Annotated in this window: 17 protein-coding genes; 16 read left to right on the top strand and 1 reads right to left on the bottom strand. The window is 48.6% G+C overall.

From position 1 onward, the window contains the following. The first annotated feature begins 24 nt into the window (after positions 1-24). The 9 genes from hisC to DEU29_RS01665 all read left to right on the top strand — a co-directional run bounded on the left by hisC (position 25) and on the right by DEU29_RS01665 (position 8,051). Complete coding sequence (gene hisC / locus DEU29_RS01705; protein ID WP_133538498.1) at positions 25-1,128, top strand: histidinol-phosphate transaminase; 1,104 nt, start codon at positions 25-27, stop codon at positions 1,126-1,128. After that, positions 1,128-2,438: a 3-phosphoshikimate 1-carboxyvinyltransferase gene (aroA, locus tag DEU29_RS01700; RefSeq protein WP_133538497.1), complete on the top strand. Its 1,311-nt coding sequence runs from the start codon at positions 1,128-1,130 to the stop codon at positions 2,436-2,438. Before hisC ends, aroA begins: the two co-directional genes overlap by 1 nt. 88 nt (positions 2,439-2,526) lie before the next feature. Next, a complete protein-coding gene (cmk, locus tag DEU29_RS01695) occupies positions 2,527-3,216 on the top strand; it encodes a (d)CMP kinase (RefSeq protein ID WP_133538496.1) in 690 nt (229 codons plus the stop codon). 130 nt (positions 3,217-3,346) lie between these two features. After that, on the top strand, positions 3,347-5,023 hold the full coding sequence (rpsA, locus tag DEU29_RS01690; protein WP_133538495.1) for a 30S ribosomal protein S1: 1,677 nt from the start codon (positions 3,347-3,349) through the stop codon (positions 5,021-5,023). Between the two features lie 54 nt (positions 5,024-5,077). Continuing rightward, on the top strand, positions 5,078-5,362 hold the full coding sequence (locus tag DEU29_RS01685) for an integration host factor subunit beta (RefSeq protein ID WP_133538494.1): 285 nt from the start codon (positions 5,078-5,080) through the stop codon (positions 5,360-5,362). A gap of 76 nt (positions 5,363-5,438) precedes the next feature. After that, positions 5,439-5,729, top strand: coding sequence for a lipopolysaccharide assembly protein LapA domain-containing protein (locus tag DEU29_RS01680; protein ID WP_166635857.1), 291 nt, complete (start codon positions 5,439-5,441; stop codon positions 5,727-5,729). Between the two features lie 6 nt (positions 5,730-5,735). Continuing rightward, complete coding sequence (gene lapB / locus DEU29_RS01675; RefSeq protein WP_133538492.1) at positions 5,736-6,890, top strand: lipopolysaccharide assembly protein LapB; 1,155 nt, start codon at positions 5,736-5,738, stop codon at positions 6,888-6,890. A gap of 11 nt (positions 6,891-6,901) precedes the next feature. Next, positions 6,902-7,600, top strand: a complete 699-nt coding sequence (gene pyrF / locus DEU29_RS01670; protein WP_133538491.1) for an orotidine-5'-phosphate decarboxylase — start codon at positions 6,902-6,904, stop codon at positions 7,598-7,600. 103 nt (positions 7,601-7,703) lie between these two features. After that, the gene (locus DEU29_RS01665; protein ID WP_243734414.1) at positions 7,704-8,051 is read left to right on the top strand and encodes a ComEA family DNA-binding protein; all 348 of its coding nucleotides are present in this window, start codon (positions 7,704-7,706) and stop codon (positions 8,049-8,051) included. Between the two features lie 74 nt (positions 8,052-8,125). Here the strand turns inward: DEU29_RS01665 and rne are convergent, their stop codons facing one another. Continuing rightward, a complete protein-coding gene (rne, locus tag DEU29_RS01660) occupies positions 8,126-11,146 on the bottom strand; it encodes a ribonuclease E (protein WP_133538490.1) in 3,021 nt (1,006 codons plus the stop codon). A 521-nt stretch (positions 11,147-11,667) separates the two neighbouring features. On the opposite strand from rne, the gene rluC reads away from it, so the two are divergent. Genes rluC through DEU29_RS01625 form a run of 7 tightly spaced genes read left to right on the top strand, consistent with a single transcriptional unit; the run spans position 11,668 to position 16,665 of the window. Further along, the gene (rluC, locus tag DEU29_RS01655; RefSeq protein ID WP_133538572.1) at positions 11,668-12,615 is read left to right on the top strand and encodes a 23S rRNA pseudouridine(955/2504/2580) synthase RluC; all 948 of its coding nucleotides are present in this window, start codon (positions 11,668-11,670) and stop codon (positions 12,613-12,615) included. Continuing rightward, entirely contained in the window at positions 12,616-13,257 is a 642-nt protein-coding gene (locus tag DEU29_RS01650; protein ID WP_133538489.1) for an HAD family hydrolase, read from the top strand. Between the two features lie 20 nt (positions 13,258-13,277). After that, positions 13,278-13,895, top strand: coding sequence for a Maf family protein (locus DEU29_RS01645; RefSeq protein ID WP_133538488.1), 618 nt, complete (start codon positions 13,278-13,280; stop codon positions 13,893-13,895). A 30-nt stretch (positions 13,896-13,925) separates the two neighbouring features. Continuing rightward, a complete protein-coding gene (gene yceD, locus DEU29_RS01640; protein ID WP_133538487.1) occupies positions 13,926-14,456 on the top strand; it encodes a 23S rRNA accumulation protein YceD in 531 nt (176 codons plus the stop codon). A 16-nt stretch (positions 14,457-14,472) separates the two neighbouring features. Continuing rightward, positions 14,473-14,643 carry a 50S ribosomal protein L32 gene (gene rpmF / locus DEU29_RS01635; protein ID WP_133538486.1) on the top strand — a complete coding sequence of 57 codons (171 nt, stop codon included), beginning with the start codon at positions 14,473-14,475 and terminating at the stop codon, positions 14,641-14,643. A gap of 10 nt (positions 14,644-14,653) precedes the next feature. Next, on the top strand, positions 14,654-15,679 hold the full coding sequence (gene plsX / locus DEU29_RS01630) for a phosphate acyltransferase PlsX (RefSeq protein WP_133538485.1): 1,026 nt from the start codon (positions 14,654-14,656) through the stop codon (positions 15,677-15,679). Positions 15,680-15,687: 8 nt separating this feature from the next. After that, a complete protein-coding gene (locus DEU29_RS01625) occupies positions 15,688-16,665 on the top strand; it encodes a beta-ketoacyl-ACP synthase III (protein WP_133538484.1) in 978 nt (325 codons plus the stop codon). Positions 16,666-16,668: the final 3 nt, after the last annotated feature.

The raw sequence follows: 16,668 nt of genomic DNA, 5'->3' as shown, positions 1-16,668 counted from the left end.
AAAACAATAAAGGTAATGATGACTATGGCACGTTTTGATGCAACCGCAGCAGCTAACCCGGGCGTTCGTCAGTTACAGCCTTACCAGGCCGGTAAACCGATGGACGAACTGCAACGAGAACTGGGTTTGTCACACGTGGTGAAACTGGCGTCTAATGAAAACCCGCTCGGTTTAAGTGAAAAAGTTCGCACTGCATTGCAGGGCGAGTTGTCGGACTTGATTCGTTATCCCGACGCTAATGGTTTTTACTTAAAAAGTAAGCTGGCCGAATTGCATGGCGTGGATACTCATCAAATCACCTTAGGTAATGGCTCTAACGATGTGTTAGAGATTTTAGCGCGTACCTTTGTTAACGCTGATAACGAAGTCATTTTTTCGCAACATGCCTTTGTGGTCTACCCACTGGTTACTCAGGCAATTGGCGCTAAAGCGGTAGCGGTGCCTGCCAGTGATTATGGCCACGATTTGGACGCTATGGCGGGGGCGATTACGGATCGTACTAAAATGATCTTTATCGCCAATCCGAATAACCCGACGGGCACGTTTTTATCGACTGAATCCATAAAAACCTTTCTGGATAAGGTGCCGTCGAACGTTTTGGTGGTGCTGGATGAGGCCTACTACGAGTATGTTGCAGAACATGAACGTGCGCCCTCAATTGCATGGTTGAAAGACTATCCTAACCTGGTGGTCTCACGAACCTTTTCAAAGGCCTACGGGTTAGCCGGCCTGCGAGCCGGTTACGCAGTAACTAGTGCTGAAATCGCTGATTTACTTAATCGCATTCGTCAGCCGTTTAATGTTAATTCGTTGTCATTAAAAGCTGCCGAAGTGGTATTGGATGATCATGATTATCTACAGCAGGCCATTAAGGTTAATGCGGCCGGTATGCAACAGCTGATTGAGTTTTGCCAACAGGATGGGTTCGGCTACATTCCATCGCACGGCAACTTTTTAACCATCGAAGTTGGCCCTAAAGCTGCTGATATTTATCAAAAGCTATTACATGAAGGGGTGATTGTGCGTCCTGTAGCAGGCTATGAACTACCAAATCATTTACGGGTGAGTATTGGGCTGGCGGATGAAAACCAAGCCTTCATTGATGCGATGCGCCGCATAAGCTACTAATGCAAGAACTTCCACAAACCTTGACGGTAAGCGGTCTTAAGCATTGCCGCGGCGAAGTGACACTGCCGGGTTCAAAAAGCATCGCTAACCGCGCATTGCTCATAGCCGCGCTCGCGGACAAGCCGGTTGTGCTTAAGAACTTGTTGCGCAGCGACGATACGGCGCGCATGTTAGAGGCATTAAACGCATTGGGTGTAGAGGTAGAGGAAGTTACCCCTACGCAGGTGGTTGTGCATGGCTGTAGCGGGCAGTGGACGACTGTGCCGGAGCGTTTACTGCTTGGCAATGCGGGTACAGCAATGCGCCCGTTGGTCGCGGTTTTGGCGGCAACGTTAACTGGTAAACAATCGGTTACTCTTGACGGTGACCCCCGCATGCGGGAACGACCGCTGGGTGACCTTATTGATAGTTTAGTTGAGCGTGGCGCGGCGCTTGATTGTTTGCAAAACCAGGGATATCCGCCTTTAGCCGTGAGCAGCGGTCTGCAAGCTGGTGATTTTACCATTGATGGCAGTGTTTCCAGTCAATATGTTAGTGCCTTGCTGATGGCACTACCGCTGTTAGCTGAAGACTCAACGCTAACGCTAACCGGTGACGTCGTATCACGCCCTTATATTGATCTCACCATTGCTATGGTGGGTAGTTTCGGCATTACTATCAAGCCTATTTCTGAACGACAGTACGCTATTACCGGAGGCCAGCAGTATCGGTCGCCGGGCGAATATTTTATTGAAGGAGACGCCAGCGGAGCCAGCTATTGGATGGCAGCCGCAGCTATCGCCGGTGGCCCGATAACCATACAGGGCGTCGGTCAGCACTCTATTCAGGGCGATATTGGTTTTGCTGACGTCGTACAACGCATGGGCGCAACCGTTGAGTGGGGTGAAAACTCGGTAACGGTGAGTGGTTCCGGCGCGTTACAGCCCATTGATTTTGATGGTAACCAAATTCCTGACGCGGCTATGACCATCGTACCTTTGGCGTTGTTTGCAAAAGGTCGAACGTCAATATGTAACGTGGCAAATTGGCGGGTAAAAGAGACCGACCGCCTGGCAGCTATGGCTACTGAGGCGCGCAAATTTGGTGCAACGGTAGAAGAGGGCGCGGACTACCTGATCATTGACCCGCCGGCAGTGCTTAAGCAAGCGACTGTTGATACTTACGACGACCATCGCATTGCCATGTGTTTTGCATTGCTTGGTTTTTCTGCAAATGGGGTGAACGTAAATGACCCTGGATGTTGTAAAAAAACCTACCCGCAATTTTTCAATGAGCTTTCACGCCTCTGTCATATCGATCTTTTACCTTAGCGCTGGCGTATTGAGGGTGCAAAATTTTGATAAATGCGTATAATTGCGCCGCTTAATACTGCAATTGGCAGGGCAATCAGAGGACTTTATGGCAACACCCACCCCAGTTATTACCATTGATGGACCTAGTGGTTCGGGCAAAGGAACCGTTAGTCGTATTTTGGCAGAAAAAATGGGCTGGCATCTATTGGATAGTGGCGCTATCTACCGTGTGCTGGCACTGGCAGCACTGCATCACAATTTTAGTGAGGCAGATGAAGAAAGCCTGGTTACCCTGGCCGCACACCTCGATGTTAAATTTGAAGCGCAGGAAGATGATGGTTTAACTCATATTATCCTCGAGGGTGAGGACGTGACCATGACTATCCGCACTGAAAAGGTCGGCAACATGGCCTCTAAGGTAGCGGCATTGCCACGTGTCCGCGAAGCGCTGTTACGCCGCCAGCGTGGCTTTAAAGACTTGCCTGGGCTGGTTGCCGACGGACGTGATATGGGAACCGTCGTGTTTCCCGAGGCCGATGCAAAAATCTTTCTGACAGCATCCGCGCAGGAACGCGCACAAAGGCGTTACAAGCAATTGCTCGAAAAGGGCTTTGATGCTAATATTGACCAATTAATAACCGAAATTCAAGAGCGTGACGAACGTGACACATCGCGTAGCGTGGCGCCGTTAAAACCAGCTGATGATGCGCTGTACATTGATAGTACAGAACTAAGCATCGATCAGGTGGTAGAAGATATTTTGACGTTTGCTCACAGCAAACTGTCACATGACTAGCTAGCTTGCCCGGCAAATTGGCCGGGTGGGTTATTTAGGCGTCTGCCGTAAGGATACATGCAGACTTTATTCATAACCCCGCTGACTACGGAATTTCAGTGGACGTCATTTAAAAGCGAAGATATTTAATATGTCAGAAAATTTTGCACAGCTGTTTGAAGAAAGCCTGAAGGAAGTCGAAACTCGCCCGGGCTCCATCGTAAAAGGCACCATCGTTGCTATCCAGAAAGATTTGGTATTAGTTGACGCTGGCCTTAAATCTGAAAGTGCTATCCCGGCAGAACAATTCCGTAACGCGGAAGGTGAACTGGAAGTTAGCGTTGGCGATGAAGTCGACGTAGCACTTGATGCTGTTGAAGATGGTTTCGGCGAAACGATTCTTTCACGCGAAAAAGCTAAGCGCTATGAAGCTTGGCTGCAGCTGGAAAAAGCGCACGAAGAAAACGCAACAGTTACCGGTTACATTTCTGGTAAGGTTAAGGGTGGCTTCACTGTGGACTTAGGCGGCGTTCGCGCGTTCTTGCCAGGTTCATTGGTTGACGTACGTCCAGTACGTGAAACTACACACCTTGAAAACAAAGACCTTGAATTCAAAGTTATTAAGCTTGACCAGAAGCGCAACAACGTTGTTGTTTCTCGCCGTGCTGTTATCGAGAAAGAGAACAGTGCAGAACGCGAAGAGCTGCTTGAGAACCTGCAAGAAGGTCAAGAAGTTCAAGGTATCGTTAAAAACCTTACTGACTACGGTGCGTTCGTTGATTTGGGTGGTGTTGATGGCCTATTGCACATCACTGACATGGCTTGGAAGCGTGTTAAGCACCCAAGCGAAATCGTCAATGTTGGCGACGAAATCACTGTTAAAGTATTGAAGTTTGACCGTGAGCGTACTCGCGTATCATTGGGTCTTAAGCAATTAGGCGAAGATCCATGGGCGGATATCGCTAACCGTTACCCAGAAGGTACTCGCCTAACCGGTCGTGTTACGAACTTGACTGATTACGGCTGCTTCGTCGAAATCGAAGAAGGTGTTGAAGGTCTGGTACACGTATCTGAAATGGATTGGACTAACAAAAACGTTCACCCATCTAAGGTTGTAAACCTGGACGACACGGTTGAAGTTATGGTTCTGGAAATCGACGAAGAGCGTCGTCGTATTTCTCTTGGCCTTAAACAATGCAAGCCTAACCCTTGGGAAGAGTTTGCTAAGAACCACAACAAGGGCGAGAAAGTTACTGGTAAGATCAAGTCAATCACTGACTTCGGTATCTTTATCGGCTTGGATGGCGGTATTGATGGCCTGGTTCACTTGTCAGACATCAGCTGGAACGCAACTGGCGAAGAAGCCGTTCGCGATTACAAGAAAGGCGAAGAAGTTACTGCCGTTGTAATGCAGGTTGACGCAGAACGTGAGCGCATCTCTTTAGGTATTAAGCAACTTGAAGAAGATCCGTTCAACAACTACTTGGCAGCTAACAAGAAAGGTTCTATTGTTACTGGTACCGTCACTGAAGTTGACGCGAAAGGTGCAAAAGTTGAACTGGCTGACAGCGTAGAAGGTTACGTTCGTGCTGCAGACATTTCTCGTGAACGTGTAGAAGATGCATCAACTGAATTATCTGTTGGTGACGCTATCGAAGCGCGCTTCATGGGTGTTGATCGCAAAAACCGTACTCTGAGCTTGTCTATCCGCGCGAAAGACGAAGTTGAAGAGAAAGAAGCGGTTGAGCAAGTCAACAAGCAGCAAGACAGCTCTGGCATTAACAGTGCAATGGCTGACGCGTTTAAAGCGGCTAAAACTGACGACTAAGATTGATGTAACGTGCGTCTTCGGCGCACGTTTTATTAATAAGGAGGAGGTAGCATGACCAAATCAGAACTGATTGACCGGTTAACCCTGAAGTATCAGGACTTACCTCCTACGGTCGTTGAAGCGAGTGTTAAGGATATCCTTGAGCAGATGGTTCAAAGTCTGGCTCACGGAAAACGCATCGAAATACGAGGCTTCGGCAGTTTTTCGTTGCATTATCGCGCGCCGCGTATCGGCCGTAATCCAAAGACTGGTGAAAAAGTCGAGCTGGATGCAAAATATGTCCCTCACTTTAAAGCAGGCAAGGAATTACGAGAACGCGTTGATAATTTTAGTTAATCTTTGTACTCGAATGATAAAAACGGCATGCTATACTGGCATGCCGTTTTTTTATGGGTAGCAGCTGAGGATGCACATGCTTAAAAAATTGTTAGTCGTGATCCCAATCCTGGTGATATTTTTCGTTGCATTAGCGTTTGGCGCGCAGAATGCCGGCCAGGTGCAAGTAAACTTTCTGGCGTTTAGCGCAGAGCTATCCATTGCCGCCGTTGCCGGCATTTTTATGGGCTTCGGTTTTTTAATTTCGTTAATTTTTTATTTTCTTTCGACATTACGTTGGAAGCTACGCTACCAGCGCCTGCTTAGAAAGTTTAACAAGCTGCGCCAACAGAACGAGTCAGAAGCAAAACCAGATGCCGAGGCGTAATAGCTAATGCTTGAGTTACTGTTCCTTTTATTACCTGTTGCCGCCGCTTATGGCTGGTTTATGGGGCGGAACAGTGTACGTAGTGAAGAGCGCAAAGAACAACAACGGTTTTCAAAACAGTATGCCACCGGCTTAAATCTGCTACTGTCAGATCAGCCGGACAAGGCGGTTGATTTATTTGTTGAGCTATTAGATGTAGATAGTGAAACCCTCGAAACTCACTGGACGCTGGGTAAGCTTTTTCGCCGCCGCGGCGAAGTTGAGCGTGCCATAAAGATCCACCAGAATTTAACCTCACGTCCAAATATCACCGAAAATGACCGTCTAACTGCCATGTACGAGCTCGGCAAAGATTATCTCGCTGCGGGTATTTACGACCGCGCTGAGCAAATGTTTTCCGGCTTACAACGGCATAAGTATTTTCGTGAGCGCAGCCGCAAAAATTTGTTAGAGCTGTATCAAGCAACCCATGAGTGGGATAAAGCGATAAAAACAGCACTTCGGTTAACTCGGGATGACCGACATATCGAGATAGTTGTAGCTCAGCTTTACTGTGAATTAGCGCAAATGGAGCAAGGCAGCGAAGCGGTAAAACATTATAAAAAGGCGCTTAAGCACGACGACAACTGTGTGCGGGCAAGTATTGCTTTGGGACTATTGTACCAACAAGATAATCAAACAGAGTTGGCAACAAGTTACCTGCAACGAGTTTTGCAGCAAGATAAAAGTTTTGTCAGTGAAGTATTAAAACCACTAGAAAGCATTTATAAAAAACAGGGCGATCAAACACCCTATATTGAGTTTTTACACCATTGTGTAGAAAAAAATGCGGGTACCAGTGCTACGATTGCATTGTCCGAATATATCTTCGCAACTCAGGGTGGCGATGCTGCCGAGCAGTTTATACGTAGCTCTATGGAGCAGCACCCAACCATGCGAGGCTTCCATCAGCTAATGGACTTTCATATTCGCGCAGCCGACGTGGGAAGTGCGCGTGAAAGCCTAAAAATACTGCAGCGAATGGTAGCGGAACATATCGCCCAACGACCCAAGTATAGTTGTAGGCATTGTGGATTTTCGGGGCACACCCTGTATTGGCAATGCCCAAGTTGCAAAAGCTGGAGCACAACTAAACCCATTTTTGGTATTGACGGTGAATAGGTGAAATAATAATGAGCTTACCAAGCGTTTACATTGCATTGGATTATCATAACCGAATACAAGCTGATGCTATGGTGTCACAACTTGATCCTGGCAAGGTCGGTATAAAAGTCGGTAAAGAGCTGTTTACGACAGAAGGGCCGGACTGGGTTAGTGAGCAGGTAGAAAAAGGCTTTTCTGTGTTTTTGGACTTAAAATTCCATGATATTCCTAATACCGTTGCCAAAGCCGTTACTGCTGCTGCCAAGCTGGGCGTCGACGTGGTTAACGTGCATGCCAGTGGCGGTCTAAAAATGATGCAGGCTGCCAACGCGGCATTACAGGAATTACCAACGGACAAGAGGCCCTTGCTTATTGCTGTGACGGTGCTTACATCAATGGATGAAAGTGACCTTGCGGATATTGGCATCATCGTGCCGGTACGTGAGCAGGTATTACGATTGGCAAAACTAACGCAACGTGCAGGTTTAGATGGCGTTGTCTGTTCAGCGCAGGAAGCAAAAATGTTGCACGATGAACTTGGCGCCGCGTTTAAGTTAATGACGCCGGGAATACGGCCGGCAGCAGCGCAACAGGATGATCAAAAGCGCACCTTAACGCCGCGTCAGGCGCAACAGGCCGGTGTAGACTTTATGGTGATTGGGCGTCCTGTCACTCAGGCAGACAACCCACACCAGGCCGTGCTTGAGATATTGGCTGAATTAAGTTAGCGCATTATCGTATATGGTTAGACGTTGCTATGGCTGAACTATAGTTAGTTTGCTGTTTTTCTTAATAAGACAAGCGTAAACAAACTAACGATGAGGAAGCCTTATGTTACGGAAAACTTATTTATCTGCAATTGCATCACTCGCTTTTACTGTAACTGCCAGCGGAGCAGTGAGTGCCGCTCCGTTAACCAGTGCAGCCGCACCTGAGCCCATGGCTGTTTATACTCAGGCGGCAGAAACGCCCGCAAAGGAAACACTGTTAGATATTAATACAGCCACGGCGGCGGAGTTGTCCGCAGTAATGATTGGCGTGGGTGTAAAACGGGCCGAAGAAATTATTAAGCTACGCGAGCAATTGGGCGGTTACACCGAGCTTGAGCAGTTGCTGGATGTAAAAGGCATCGGCTTAAAAACCCTAGAAAAGAACAAAGCACTCATTCGAATTAATTAATCTGCCTAACTGACTATTAAAAACCCCGCAATCCTGTTTAGGACTGCGGGGTTTTGTTTATCCGCGTTTAACTGCTATGACGCGTTAGGAGAACACTTCGCCATATCGGCATACGCCGAAGATGCCGGCTGTGTGACCGAGGTAATTTTCTGCGGTTGGGCATAGCCGTGACGCGCTGTAGCCGGTGCCACCGGGAATGGCGTAAACTCACCTTCACGAGGGCTCGGGCTAGCTTTAGTCATATCGGCAAAAGCCTTACTTTTAGCGCTGCTGGGGTAGATTGGGCTGACTACCGCGTTGGCCGCCTGGTCATTACCCGCTTCCTGCTTCTCACGTTTGCGCTTCTGTCCGGCTGCACGTTGGTGACGTGGCGACCGGCGCGAGCGGTTGCGTTCAGTCTTAGCCGGTTTTTCAGGCTCATTGTCTTCAATTGTTGGCTCAGTTTCACCAGCATTACTGTGCGTTTGAGTCTTAGGCTCAGCTGTTTCTACTTCTTCAGCCGCAGTTTCTGCCTGGGGGCTCGCGTCAGCTTCAGCGTCAGATTCAGCAGGGCGCTGCTCAGTCGCTTCTACAGACGTTGAATCAGCCTTAGCTTCCGGCTGCTCTGCAGTGGCAGGTTCAGGTGTCGAAGGCTCAGATTCAGGCTGCTGCACGGGTTCCTGTTCAGCCTGCTGTTGCTCAGGAGCTGGCTGTTGCTCCGCCTGAACTAACTCGGCTGCCGCTTGTAAACGTGGGTCATTCACTTTAGAAGCCAATACTTTCGGAGACGGCTCGCGGGGCTCGCGTGCTTGCTCCACAGCTGAATTCTCTTGTGCAGGTTTATCGTTAGCGACAGACTCTGGTTTAGCCGAGGTGTCAGCCGCAGGTTTAGCGTCCTGCTTTTTCTCAGTCTTAGCCGCTACCGACGATTCAGTCGCAGCGCTGTCGGTTGCTGCGCCTTTAACACGAACAGAGCGTTCCAGGTTCTTTTGTGAACGACGTTTTTTCGGTGTCCGCGGCTGTTCCTGCTCATTAGCCGGAGCTGGCTTTTGCTCGCGCTCGACTTTTTCTGCTTCCTGCGCAGCTGTTTGATTGTTCTGCTCTTGCTCAGGTTTACGATTTTGGTTGCGATTGCGACCACGTCCGCGACGGTTATTATTACTGCGACGCGAGTTATTCGAGCGCGAATCACCTGAACGATTGTCCTGGCGATCATCCTGACGCTCTTCTTGCGCTTTGTTGTCTGTCTTCGAGTCGTCAGTTGCTTTACGATTGTCATTACGCGGGCGCTGACGCGAACGGCGATTGCCACCGCGCTGATTGCGGCCACCACGGTTATTGTTATTGCGCTGTCCGCGATTATTGCGGTCGTTGTTCTGGCTTTGCTGTTGTTGCTCATCGTCGCTGGCGAACAAGCTGGCCAACCACTTACCTAACCGCGCAAACAATGAGGGACCAGAAGCCGCTGTTGCTGCCGGAGTTGGAGCTGCTGCAGCCGGTGCTGGCGGTGGTGCAGCTGCAGGCGCCTGCAGACCCTTCAACGCCGGTTCTTCTAACTGTTGACGATCTTTGGTTAGTGTTATTGCTACTGATTCGTCCTTTTCCTGTTTATTTACCAACTGGAAGCTGGCAGCTTCAGGGACTTCGTCATCACGAATGCGGATGACTTCAAAGTGCGGTGTATCCAAATGATGATTGGGAATAATAACCGCTTTAACGTTGTGACGTTCTTCAACTTTGTTAACCGCTGACCGTTTTTCGTTTAATAAGTAAGTCGCCACAGGTACCGGCACTTGAGCCTGCACTTGTACGGTATTGTCTTTTATCGCTTCTTCTTCGATTAAGCGCAGAATCGACAAAGCCAACGATTCGCTGGAACGAATAGTGCCCTGGCCATCACAGCGGGGGCAAACACTGTTGGCTGATTCGCCCAGTGAAGGACGCAGTCGTTGCCGCGACATTTCCAGCAAACCAAAGCGGGAAATTCGTGCCACCTGAATACGTGCCCGATCCTGAGCCAGGCTGTCACGCAACCGGTTTTCTACTTCGCGTTGATGACGGGCAGGGGTCATATCGATAAAGTCAATGACTACCAAACCGCCTAAATCCCGCAAACGTAACTGGCGTGCAATCTCTTCAGCCGCTTCCAGGTTGGTTTGTAACGCAGTTTCCTCGATATCACCGCCTTTGGTAGCGCGTGATGAGTTAATATCTATCGAGGTCAATGCTTCGGTCGGATCTATAACAATAGAACCGCCTGATGGCAGCCGAACTTCACGCTGGAATGCAGACTCTATCTGGCTCTCAATTTGGTAATGGCTGAACAGCGGTACATCGCCGTCATAAAGCTTAACCCGATTAACAAAGTCAGGACGGATCAACTGAATATGATTGCGGACTTGTTCGAAAACTTTTTTACTGTCTATCAGTACTTCGCCGATGTCACGGCGTAAGTAATCACGCAGCGCTCGGAAGATAACGTTGCTTTCCTGATGGATTAAAAACGGAGCAGGGCGGTCACTAGCTGCATCACTGATGGCAGACCAATGATGCAGTAGAACATTTAAATCCCACTCCAGTTCTTCTTTTGATTTGCCCACACCGGCAGTACGAACAATAAGCCCCATTTCTTTGGGCACGTTAAGTTCACTCAAGGCCTCTTTTAACGCTGAGCGCTCATCGCCCTCGATGCGACGCGAGATACCGCCAGCGCGAGGGTTGTTTGGCATCAATACCAAATAACTACCGGCAAGAGAGATGAAGGTCGTTAAGGCTGCGCCTTTTTGGCCGCGTTCTTCTTTGTCAATTTGGACAATGACTTCCTGGCCTTCTTTTACAACATCTTTAATGTTGGGACGACCCTGGAACGTGTAACCCTCGGGGAAGTAGGTTTTTGCAATTTCTTTTAAGGGGAGGAATCCGTGTCGCTCGGCGCCGTAATCGACGAAAGCAGCTTCTAGACTTGGCTCGATGCGAGTAATTTTGCCTTTATATATGTTGGCTTTTTTCTGCTCGTGGCCGGGACTCTCAATATCGAGATCATATAAGCGTTGGCCGTCTACCAGCGCTACACGCAGCTCTTCTAACTGCGTGGCATTAATTAACATTCTTTTCATTACTGTGACTCAATCTTGCTACGCCACAGCATGACGCGCTGTTAAAGCAGCACTAATGCACTATCGTTAAATTGTTTGTTTGCAGCGTTACAATGCTGCGTTACCCGTCATTAATTCAATAACGTGTAACAAAAATTGGCTTGACTGTGCTTGGTAACTCAGCGCTTTCGCTTAACGTTACGCGTCATGCTGTCGCTATTAGGTTAATCAGCAACTGAACCTGCATTCTGCCTCTTTACGTTATCAGCTCCGTGCATTCCTCATCTCGACGCTACATTACACAACACGTGTAGTTGGTCGTATGAGGACGTGGAGGACTCCGGCAAAATGTGTCAATTGCGCGAAACTCAAATTATATGTGTCGCTTTCACCTGTGGGGCGGCCAGCTCATCTGGCACTTTTTATACCTTCTTGTCCCGTCACAGGATATTTTTTGACACTTCATTATTTCACATAAACAACCCCTAATACAAGCGACAATTTGCATGCATGTTGTTGAGCTTAGTGATAAAATCCGCGCCATGAAAATGATTCAGCATGAAGTTACCTTTCATCGGGTAAGCCAGGACGAAACCGGACAGCGCATCGATAACTTTCTTATGACGAAACTTAAGGGAGTGCCGAAGTCGTTGGTGTACCGTATTGTCCGTAAAGGCGAGGTTCGGGTTAACAAGAAGCGGATTAAACCCGATTACAAGTTACAACCCGACGATACCATCCGTATTCCACCGGTTAAGCTGTCGGAACGTCCTGAGTTACCGTCGGCGAAACTGGAACAAGTGCAGGCACTGGCGGACGCCATTATCTATGAAGATGATCACTTGATGGTGGTTAACAAGCCTTCAGGTATTGCGGTGCACGGTGGTTCAGGGCTTAAATTCGGACTAATCGAAGCATTGCGGGCGTTGCGACCTAACGATAAAAATCTGGAACTGGTACACCGTTTGGATCGGGATACCAGTGGCCTATTAATGGTGGCCAAAAAGCGCTCGGTACTTAAAGCACTGCATGAACAGTTAAGAGAAAAATCGGTCAACAAGCAATACTTAGCCCTGGTTAGAGGGCAATGGCAGAAAAGTTGCCGTCAGGTAGAAGCACCGTTACAAAAAAATACGCTGCAGTCAGGTGAGCGTATGGTTCGGGTTGATGCCGAAGGCAAGCCGTCGTTGACTCGTTTTAGAATCCAGCAACGTTATCAACAGGCAACCCTGGTGGAAGCCTCTCCGGTAACCGGCCGCACCCATCAAATTCGAGTGCATGCCTTACATGCCGGTCACCCGATTGCTGGCGATCCCAAATACGGCGACCGCGAGTTTGATGAACAGATGCAGCAGCTGGGCTTGCGGCGGTTGTTTTTGCATGCCTGGCAGCTGACGTTTACGCATCCAAAAACCGAACGGCAATGTCACTTCGAAGCGCCACTTGAGCCCGCATTGAGCGACTTACTAACACGATTAACGGCGATATAAATGCAGTCACGTTTAGTTATTTTTGATTGGGACGGCACGCTGATGGACTCGATTGACCGCATCGTGTCGTCTATGCAGGTTACGGCAAAGCATATGCGTCTACCAGTGCCGGAGGTACAGGCCGTTAAAGATATTATCGGACTGAGTCTGGAACCTGCGATTGAGCGTTTGTTCGGGGTGTTACCCAGTAGTCAGTATGATGCGTTTTTAGCCCGCTACCGTGACGAGTATGTCGATTTAAATGTAACCCCAACGCCATTATTTCCAACTGCGCTTGCAGTGCTTGAAGAGTTGAAAAGGCGTCAGCACATTATTGCTGTGGCAACGGGTAAGGCAAGGAAGGGGCTTGACCGTGTGTGGCGTGAGGTTGCCATGAGTGACTTTTTTGACGCCTCGCGCTGCGCTGACGAAACACGCGGCAAACCGCACCCGCAGATGTTGCACGAATTAATGGAGCAACTGCAATTTGAGCCGCACCAGACGGTAATGGTCGGTGACTCTGAACACGACATGAGAATGGCTAAAGCGGCAGGGACCTATGCTATCGGTGTTGACTTTGGTGTGCATGATGCAGCCAGGCTAACAGCTGCCGGGGCGGATATTGTGATTAGCGATTTGAATCAGTTACCAACTCTTATTTAAACGAACGCTGAAGAGATATTATGAGTAAGCGAACCTTAGTACTGGGCTCATCGTCCCCGTTTAGACGGGCTATTCTGGATAAACTACATTTAGATTATCAGGTCGCAAAACCTGAAATCGACGAAACGCCGCTCGCCGATGAAGCGCCGCAGACGCTCGTCGCCAGATTGGCAGAGCAAAAGGCGCGTGCGGTGGCCAAGCAAAACCCCGATTTTGCGAACGCGATCATTATTGGTTCGGACCAGGTCGCTGTGTGTGACGGTGACATTTTAGGCAAGCCTCACAGCACTGCAAAAGCGGTGGCACAATTACAGCGTTTTGTCGGTAAAACCGTCGTTTTTTTAACCGGGCTTTGTGTATATGATGCCCGGACCGATAAGGCAGATGTTATTTGTGTGCCTTTTTCGGTGAAATTCCGTAATGATTTAACAACTGCTGAATTACAGCAGTATGTTGAGCTGGAGCAACCGCTGAATTGTGCGGGTAGCTTTAAAAGCGAAGGATTAGGTATTAGCTTGTTCGATTCGCTCATAGGTGATGACCCTAACACCCTGATTGGATTGCCCTGTATTGAATTGCTGAGGATGTTACGTAAGCACCAGATTAACCCGCTGGCTGGCGATAATTCGCTTGCCTAGACCCAACGACTAAGGTAGACTGCGCCCGCTATGCAAAAGGTAAGAATTCCCGTAACGGTTGATCCCGTTAAAAGTGCGAATAAAAAGCAAACGTTTGATGGTTTAGTTCCGGTAAAAACGCTGTCGCGTTTTCAAAGCTTACTGGCGGAAGTCAGTGAACATGATCCGGACGTTAACGTCGAGTTTGGTATTGACGAACAAGGTGTAAGTTATTTCGCCGGTTCGGCAAAAACTGCAGTCAAGTTAACCTGTCAGCGTTGTAATGAGCCTTTTGCGGTTGATATCTCGGCGCAATTTGCGTATGCTCCTGTTTCTTCTAAGCAGAGCTCAGACGAATTACCTGAACGCTACGAAGCGGTCGAAGTAAATGAGTTTGGCGAGATTAACCTGCACGGTTTAGTCGAAGATGAATTAATTCTGGCGATGCCTTTGGTGGCCAAGCATGACCCTAAAGATTGTCAGGTAGATCGCGACGCGATGACGTGGGGCGAAATCGAAGAGCCGTCAGAAGATGACTCGGAGAACCCGTTTTCGGTGTTGCAAGAATTAAAGCGTAAATAACTAGGAGATAGCGTAAATGGCTGTTCAAAAAAGCAAGAAAAGTCGTTCAAGACGCGACATGCGTCGTTCACACGATGCAATCAGCGGCCCTACACTGTCGGTTGATTCTACCTCTGGTGAGACACATCGTCGCCACCACGTAACAGCTGACGGTTTTTACAAAGGTCGTAAGGTCGTTAATAAGTAATTTCCAGGCCATGCCTGAAATTAAATTAGCGATTGATGCAATGGGGGGCGATAACGGCCCCTCTATTGTAATTGACGCATTGTGCCAATTAATCAATGAGGGCACACCTCATCACTTCCTCGTCGTGGGTCAACACGATAGCGTAACGCCGTTACTTTCCCAATATAATCTTGACGAACATCCCCAAGTCACCTTCGTGCACGCCGAACAAGTCGTCGAAATGGACGAGAAACCAGGCCAGGCACTACGTGCTAAACCTCACTCATCGATGAGTATCGCGCTGGAACTGCTGGCGAAAGGCGAAGCTGATGGCGTAGTCAGTGGCGGAAACACTGGCGCATTAATGGCCAAGGCCTATTTTCAGCTAAAAACATTGCCCGGGGTACTTCGTCCTGCGTTAATGGCGGCGTTACCCAATCAATTGGGTGGCCGATCTTATCTTCTTGATTTAGGTGCTAACGCAAGCTGCGATTCAGAAACGTTATTTCAATTTGGCGTAATGGGTAGTGTTGCCGCGCAAATATTGGAAGATATCAGTAGTCCAAACGTTTCTTTACTGAACATGGGTGAGGAAGAAATTAAAGGTAACGACGTGGTTAAAAATGCCGCGTTGCGGTTGGCTAGCTCCGAACATGTCAATTACACCGGTTTTGTCGAAGGCAATCATTTGTTTAGTGGTAAAGCCGATGTCATCGTGTGTGACGGGTTTGTTGGCAATATTGCACTTAAAAGTTGTGAAGGCCTGGCAACATTGATTGTCGATCAGCTTAAGTCCGCGTTAATGTCTCACTGGATGTACCGCTTATTCTTTCGTTTTTTACAAAAACGCACACAAAAATCCTGGGATCGGTTGAAGCCCGACCACTATAACGGTGCGAGTTTGATAGGATTGCGCGGTGTGGTTATTAAAAGCCATGGTAGTGCCAATGCAAAAGCATTCGGTAGTGCAATAAGGCAAGCGATAACAGAAGCACAAGCACAACTCCCCGAGCGGATAAAAGATCGGGTTGAGTCGGTCCTGTTAGAACAACATTAAGCACAGTTATGAGCTATTCAACTATCGCAGGCACAGGTCACTATTTACCTGAGCAACGCCTGACGAACGATGATTTATCACAGCGAGTCGACACCTCAGACGCGTGGATTACAGAACGAACAGGAATAAAAGAGCGACGCATCGCAAACGCAGATGAAAGTGCCGCAACCTTAGGTTTTGAGGCGGCAAAACGTGCGCTAGATGCCGCTGGTTGCAGTGCCACTGAGGTGGACATGATCGTCGTCGCGACAACCTCTGCTGAGCACGCATTCCCAAGTGCAGCCTGTGAAATTCAGCAAATGTTGGGAGTGAGTTCGATTCCGGCATTTGACGTTGGTGCCGCTTGCTCAGGCTTTATTTATGCACTCAGTGTTGCTGACCAATTCATACGTACGGGTCAGCATCAAAAGATTTTAGTCATAGGCACCGATGTATTAGCGCGACTCTGTGATCCGGATGACCGAAACACCGTGGTATTATTTGGTGATGGTGCCGGGGCGGTGTTACTGGAAGCTGGTGAAAGCGCAGGTATTATTTCAACTCACCTTTATAGCGCTGGTGAATATGGCCATTTACTGGGCGCTAAACAACCGGTTCGAACTACGCGCGGTATAAGTGCTGAGGGAACGCCGGAAAGCAGCTGGATGTATATGAAAGGAAACGAAGTTTTTCGGGTTGCGGTGGCAAAACTTAGTGAGTTAGTGACTAAAACCTTGCAGGCTAACCAGATGACTTCAGCCGATTTAGACTGGCTGATTCCGCATCAGGCAAACTTACGTATTATTAAGGCGACGGCAAAAAAATTATCCATGCCGATGGAGCAGGTTGTAGTAACCCTGGATAAAACCGGCAACACCTCTGCAGCGTCAGTGCCCATTGCGTTAGACTGGGCGGTACGTGATGGTCGCGTAAAACGTGGACAAACCTTATTATTAGAAGCTTTCGGTGGCGGTTTTGCCTGGGGCTCCGCACTGGTTAAGTATTAAGAG

The organism is Idiomarina aquatica (genome assembly GCF_004362895.1).
Taxonomy (GTDB): Bacteria; Pseudomonadota; Gammaproteobacteria; order Enterobacterales; family Alteromonadaceae; genus Idiomarina.
The sequence above is the reverse complement of the archived record's forward strand: the minus strand, read 5'-3'. Positions and strand labels throughout refer to the sequence as shown.

Coding starts and splice junctions, on each gene's coding strand:
- hisC (WP_133538498.1), top strand. CDS start 25: ATGGCACGTTTTGATGCAACCGCAGCAGCTAACCCGGGCGTTCGTCAG.
- yceD (WP_133538487.1), top strand. CDS start 13,926: ATGCAAAAGGTAAGAATTCCCGTAACGGTTGATCCCGTTAAAAGTGCG.
- rpmF (WP_133538486.1), top strand. CDS start 14,473: ATGGCTGTTCAAAAAAGCAAGAAAAGTCGTTCAAGACGCGACATGCGT.
- rne (WP_133538490.1), bottom strand. CDS start 11,146: ATGAAAAGAATGTTAATTAATGCCACGCAGTTAGAAGAGCTGCGTGTA.
- lapB (WP_133538492.1), top strand. CDS start 5,736: ATGCTTGAGTTACTGTTCCTTTTATTACCTGTTGCCGCCGCTTATGGC.
- DEU29_RS01625 (WP_133538484.1), top strand. CDS start 15,688: ATGAGCTATTCAACTATCGCAGGCACAGGTCACTATTTACCTGAGCAA.
- pyrF (WP_133538491.1), top strand. CDS start 6,902: ATGAGCTTACCAAGCGTTTACATTGCATTGGATTATCATAACCGAATA.
- plsX (WP_133538485.1), top strand. CDS start 14,654: ATGCCTGAAATTAAATTAGCGATTGATGCAATGGGGGGCGATAACGGC.
- DEU29_RS01665 (WP_243734414.1), top strand. CDS start 7,704: ATGTTACGGAAAACTTATTTATCTGCAATTGCATCACTCGCTTTTACT.
- rpsA (WP_133538495.1), top strand. CDS start 3,347: ATGTCAGAAAATTTTGCACAGCTGTTTGAAGAAAGCCTGAAGGAAGTC.
- DEU29_RS01645 (WP_133538488.1), top strand. CDS start 13,278: ATGAGTAAGCGAACCTTAGTACTGGGCTCATCGTCCCCGTTTAGACGG.
- cmk (WP_133538496.1), top strand. CDS start 2,527: ATGGCAACACCCACCCCAGTTATTACCATTGATGGACCTAGTGGTTCG.
- DEU29_RS01650 (WP_133538489.1), top strand. CDS start 12,616: ATGCAGTCACGTTTAGTTATTTTTGATTGGGACGGCACGCTGATGGAC.
- aroA (WP_133538497.1), top strand. CDS start 1,128: ATGCAAGAACTTCCACAAACCTTGACGGTAAGCGGTCTTAAGCATTGC.
- DEU29_RS01685 (WP_133538494.1), top strand. CDS start 5,078: ATGACCAAATCAGAACTGATTGACCGGTTAACCCTGAAGTATCAGGAC.
- DEU29_RS01680 (WP_166635857.1), top strand. CDS start 5,439: ATGCTTAAAAAATTGTTAGTCGTGATCCCAATCCTGGTGATATTTTTC.
- rluC (WP_133538572.1), top strand. CDS start 11,668: ATGAAAATGATTCAGCATGAAGTTACCTTTCATCGGGTAAGCCAGGAC.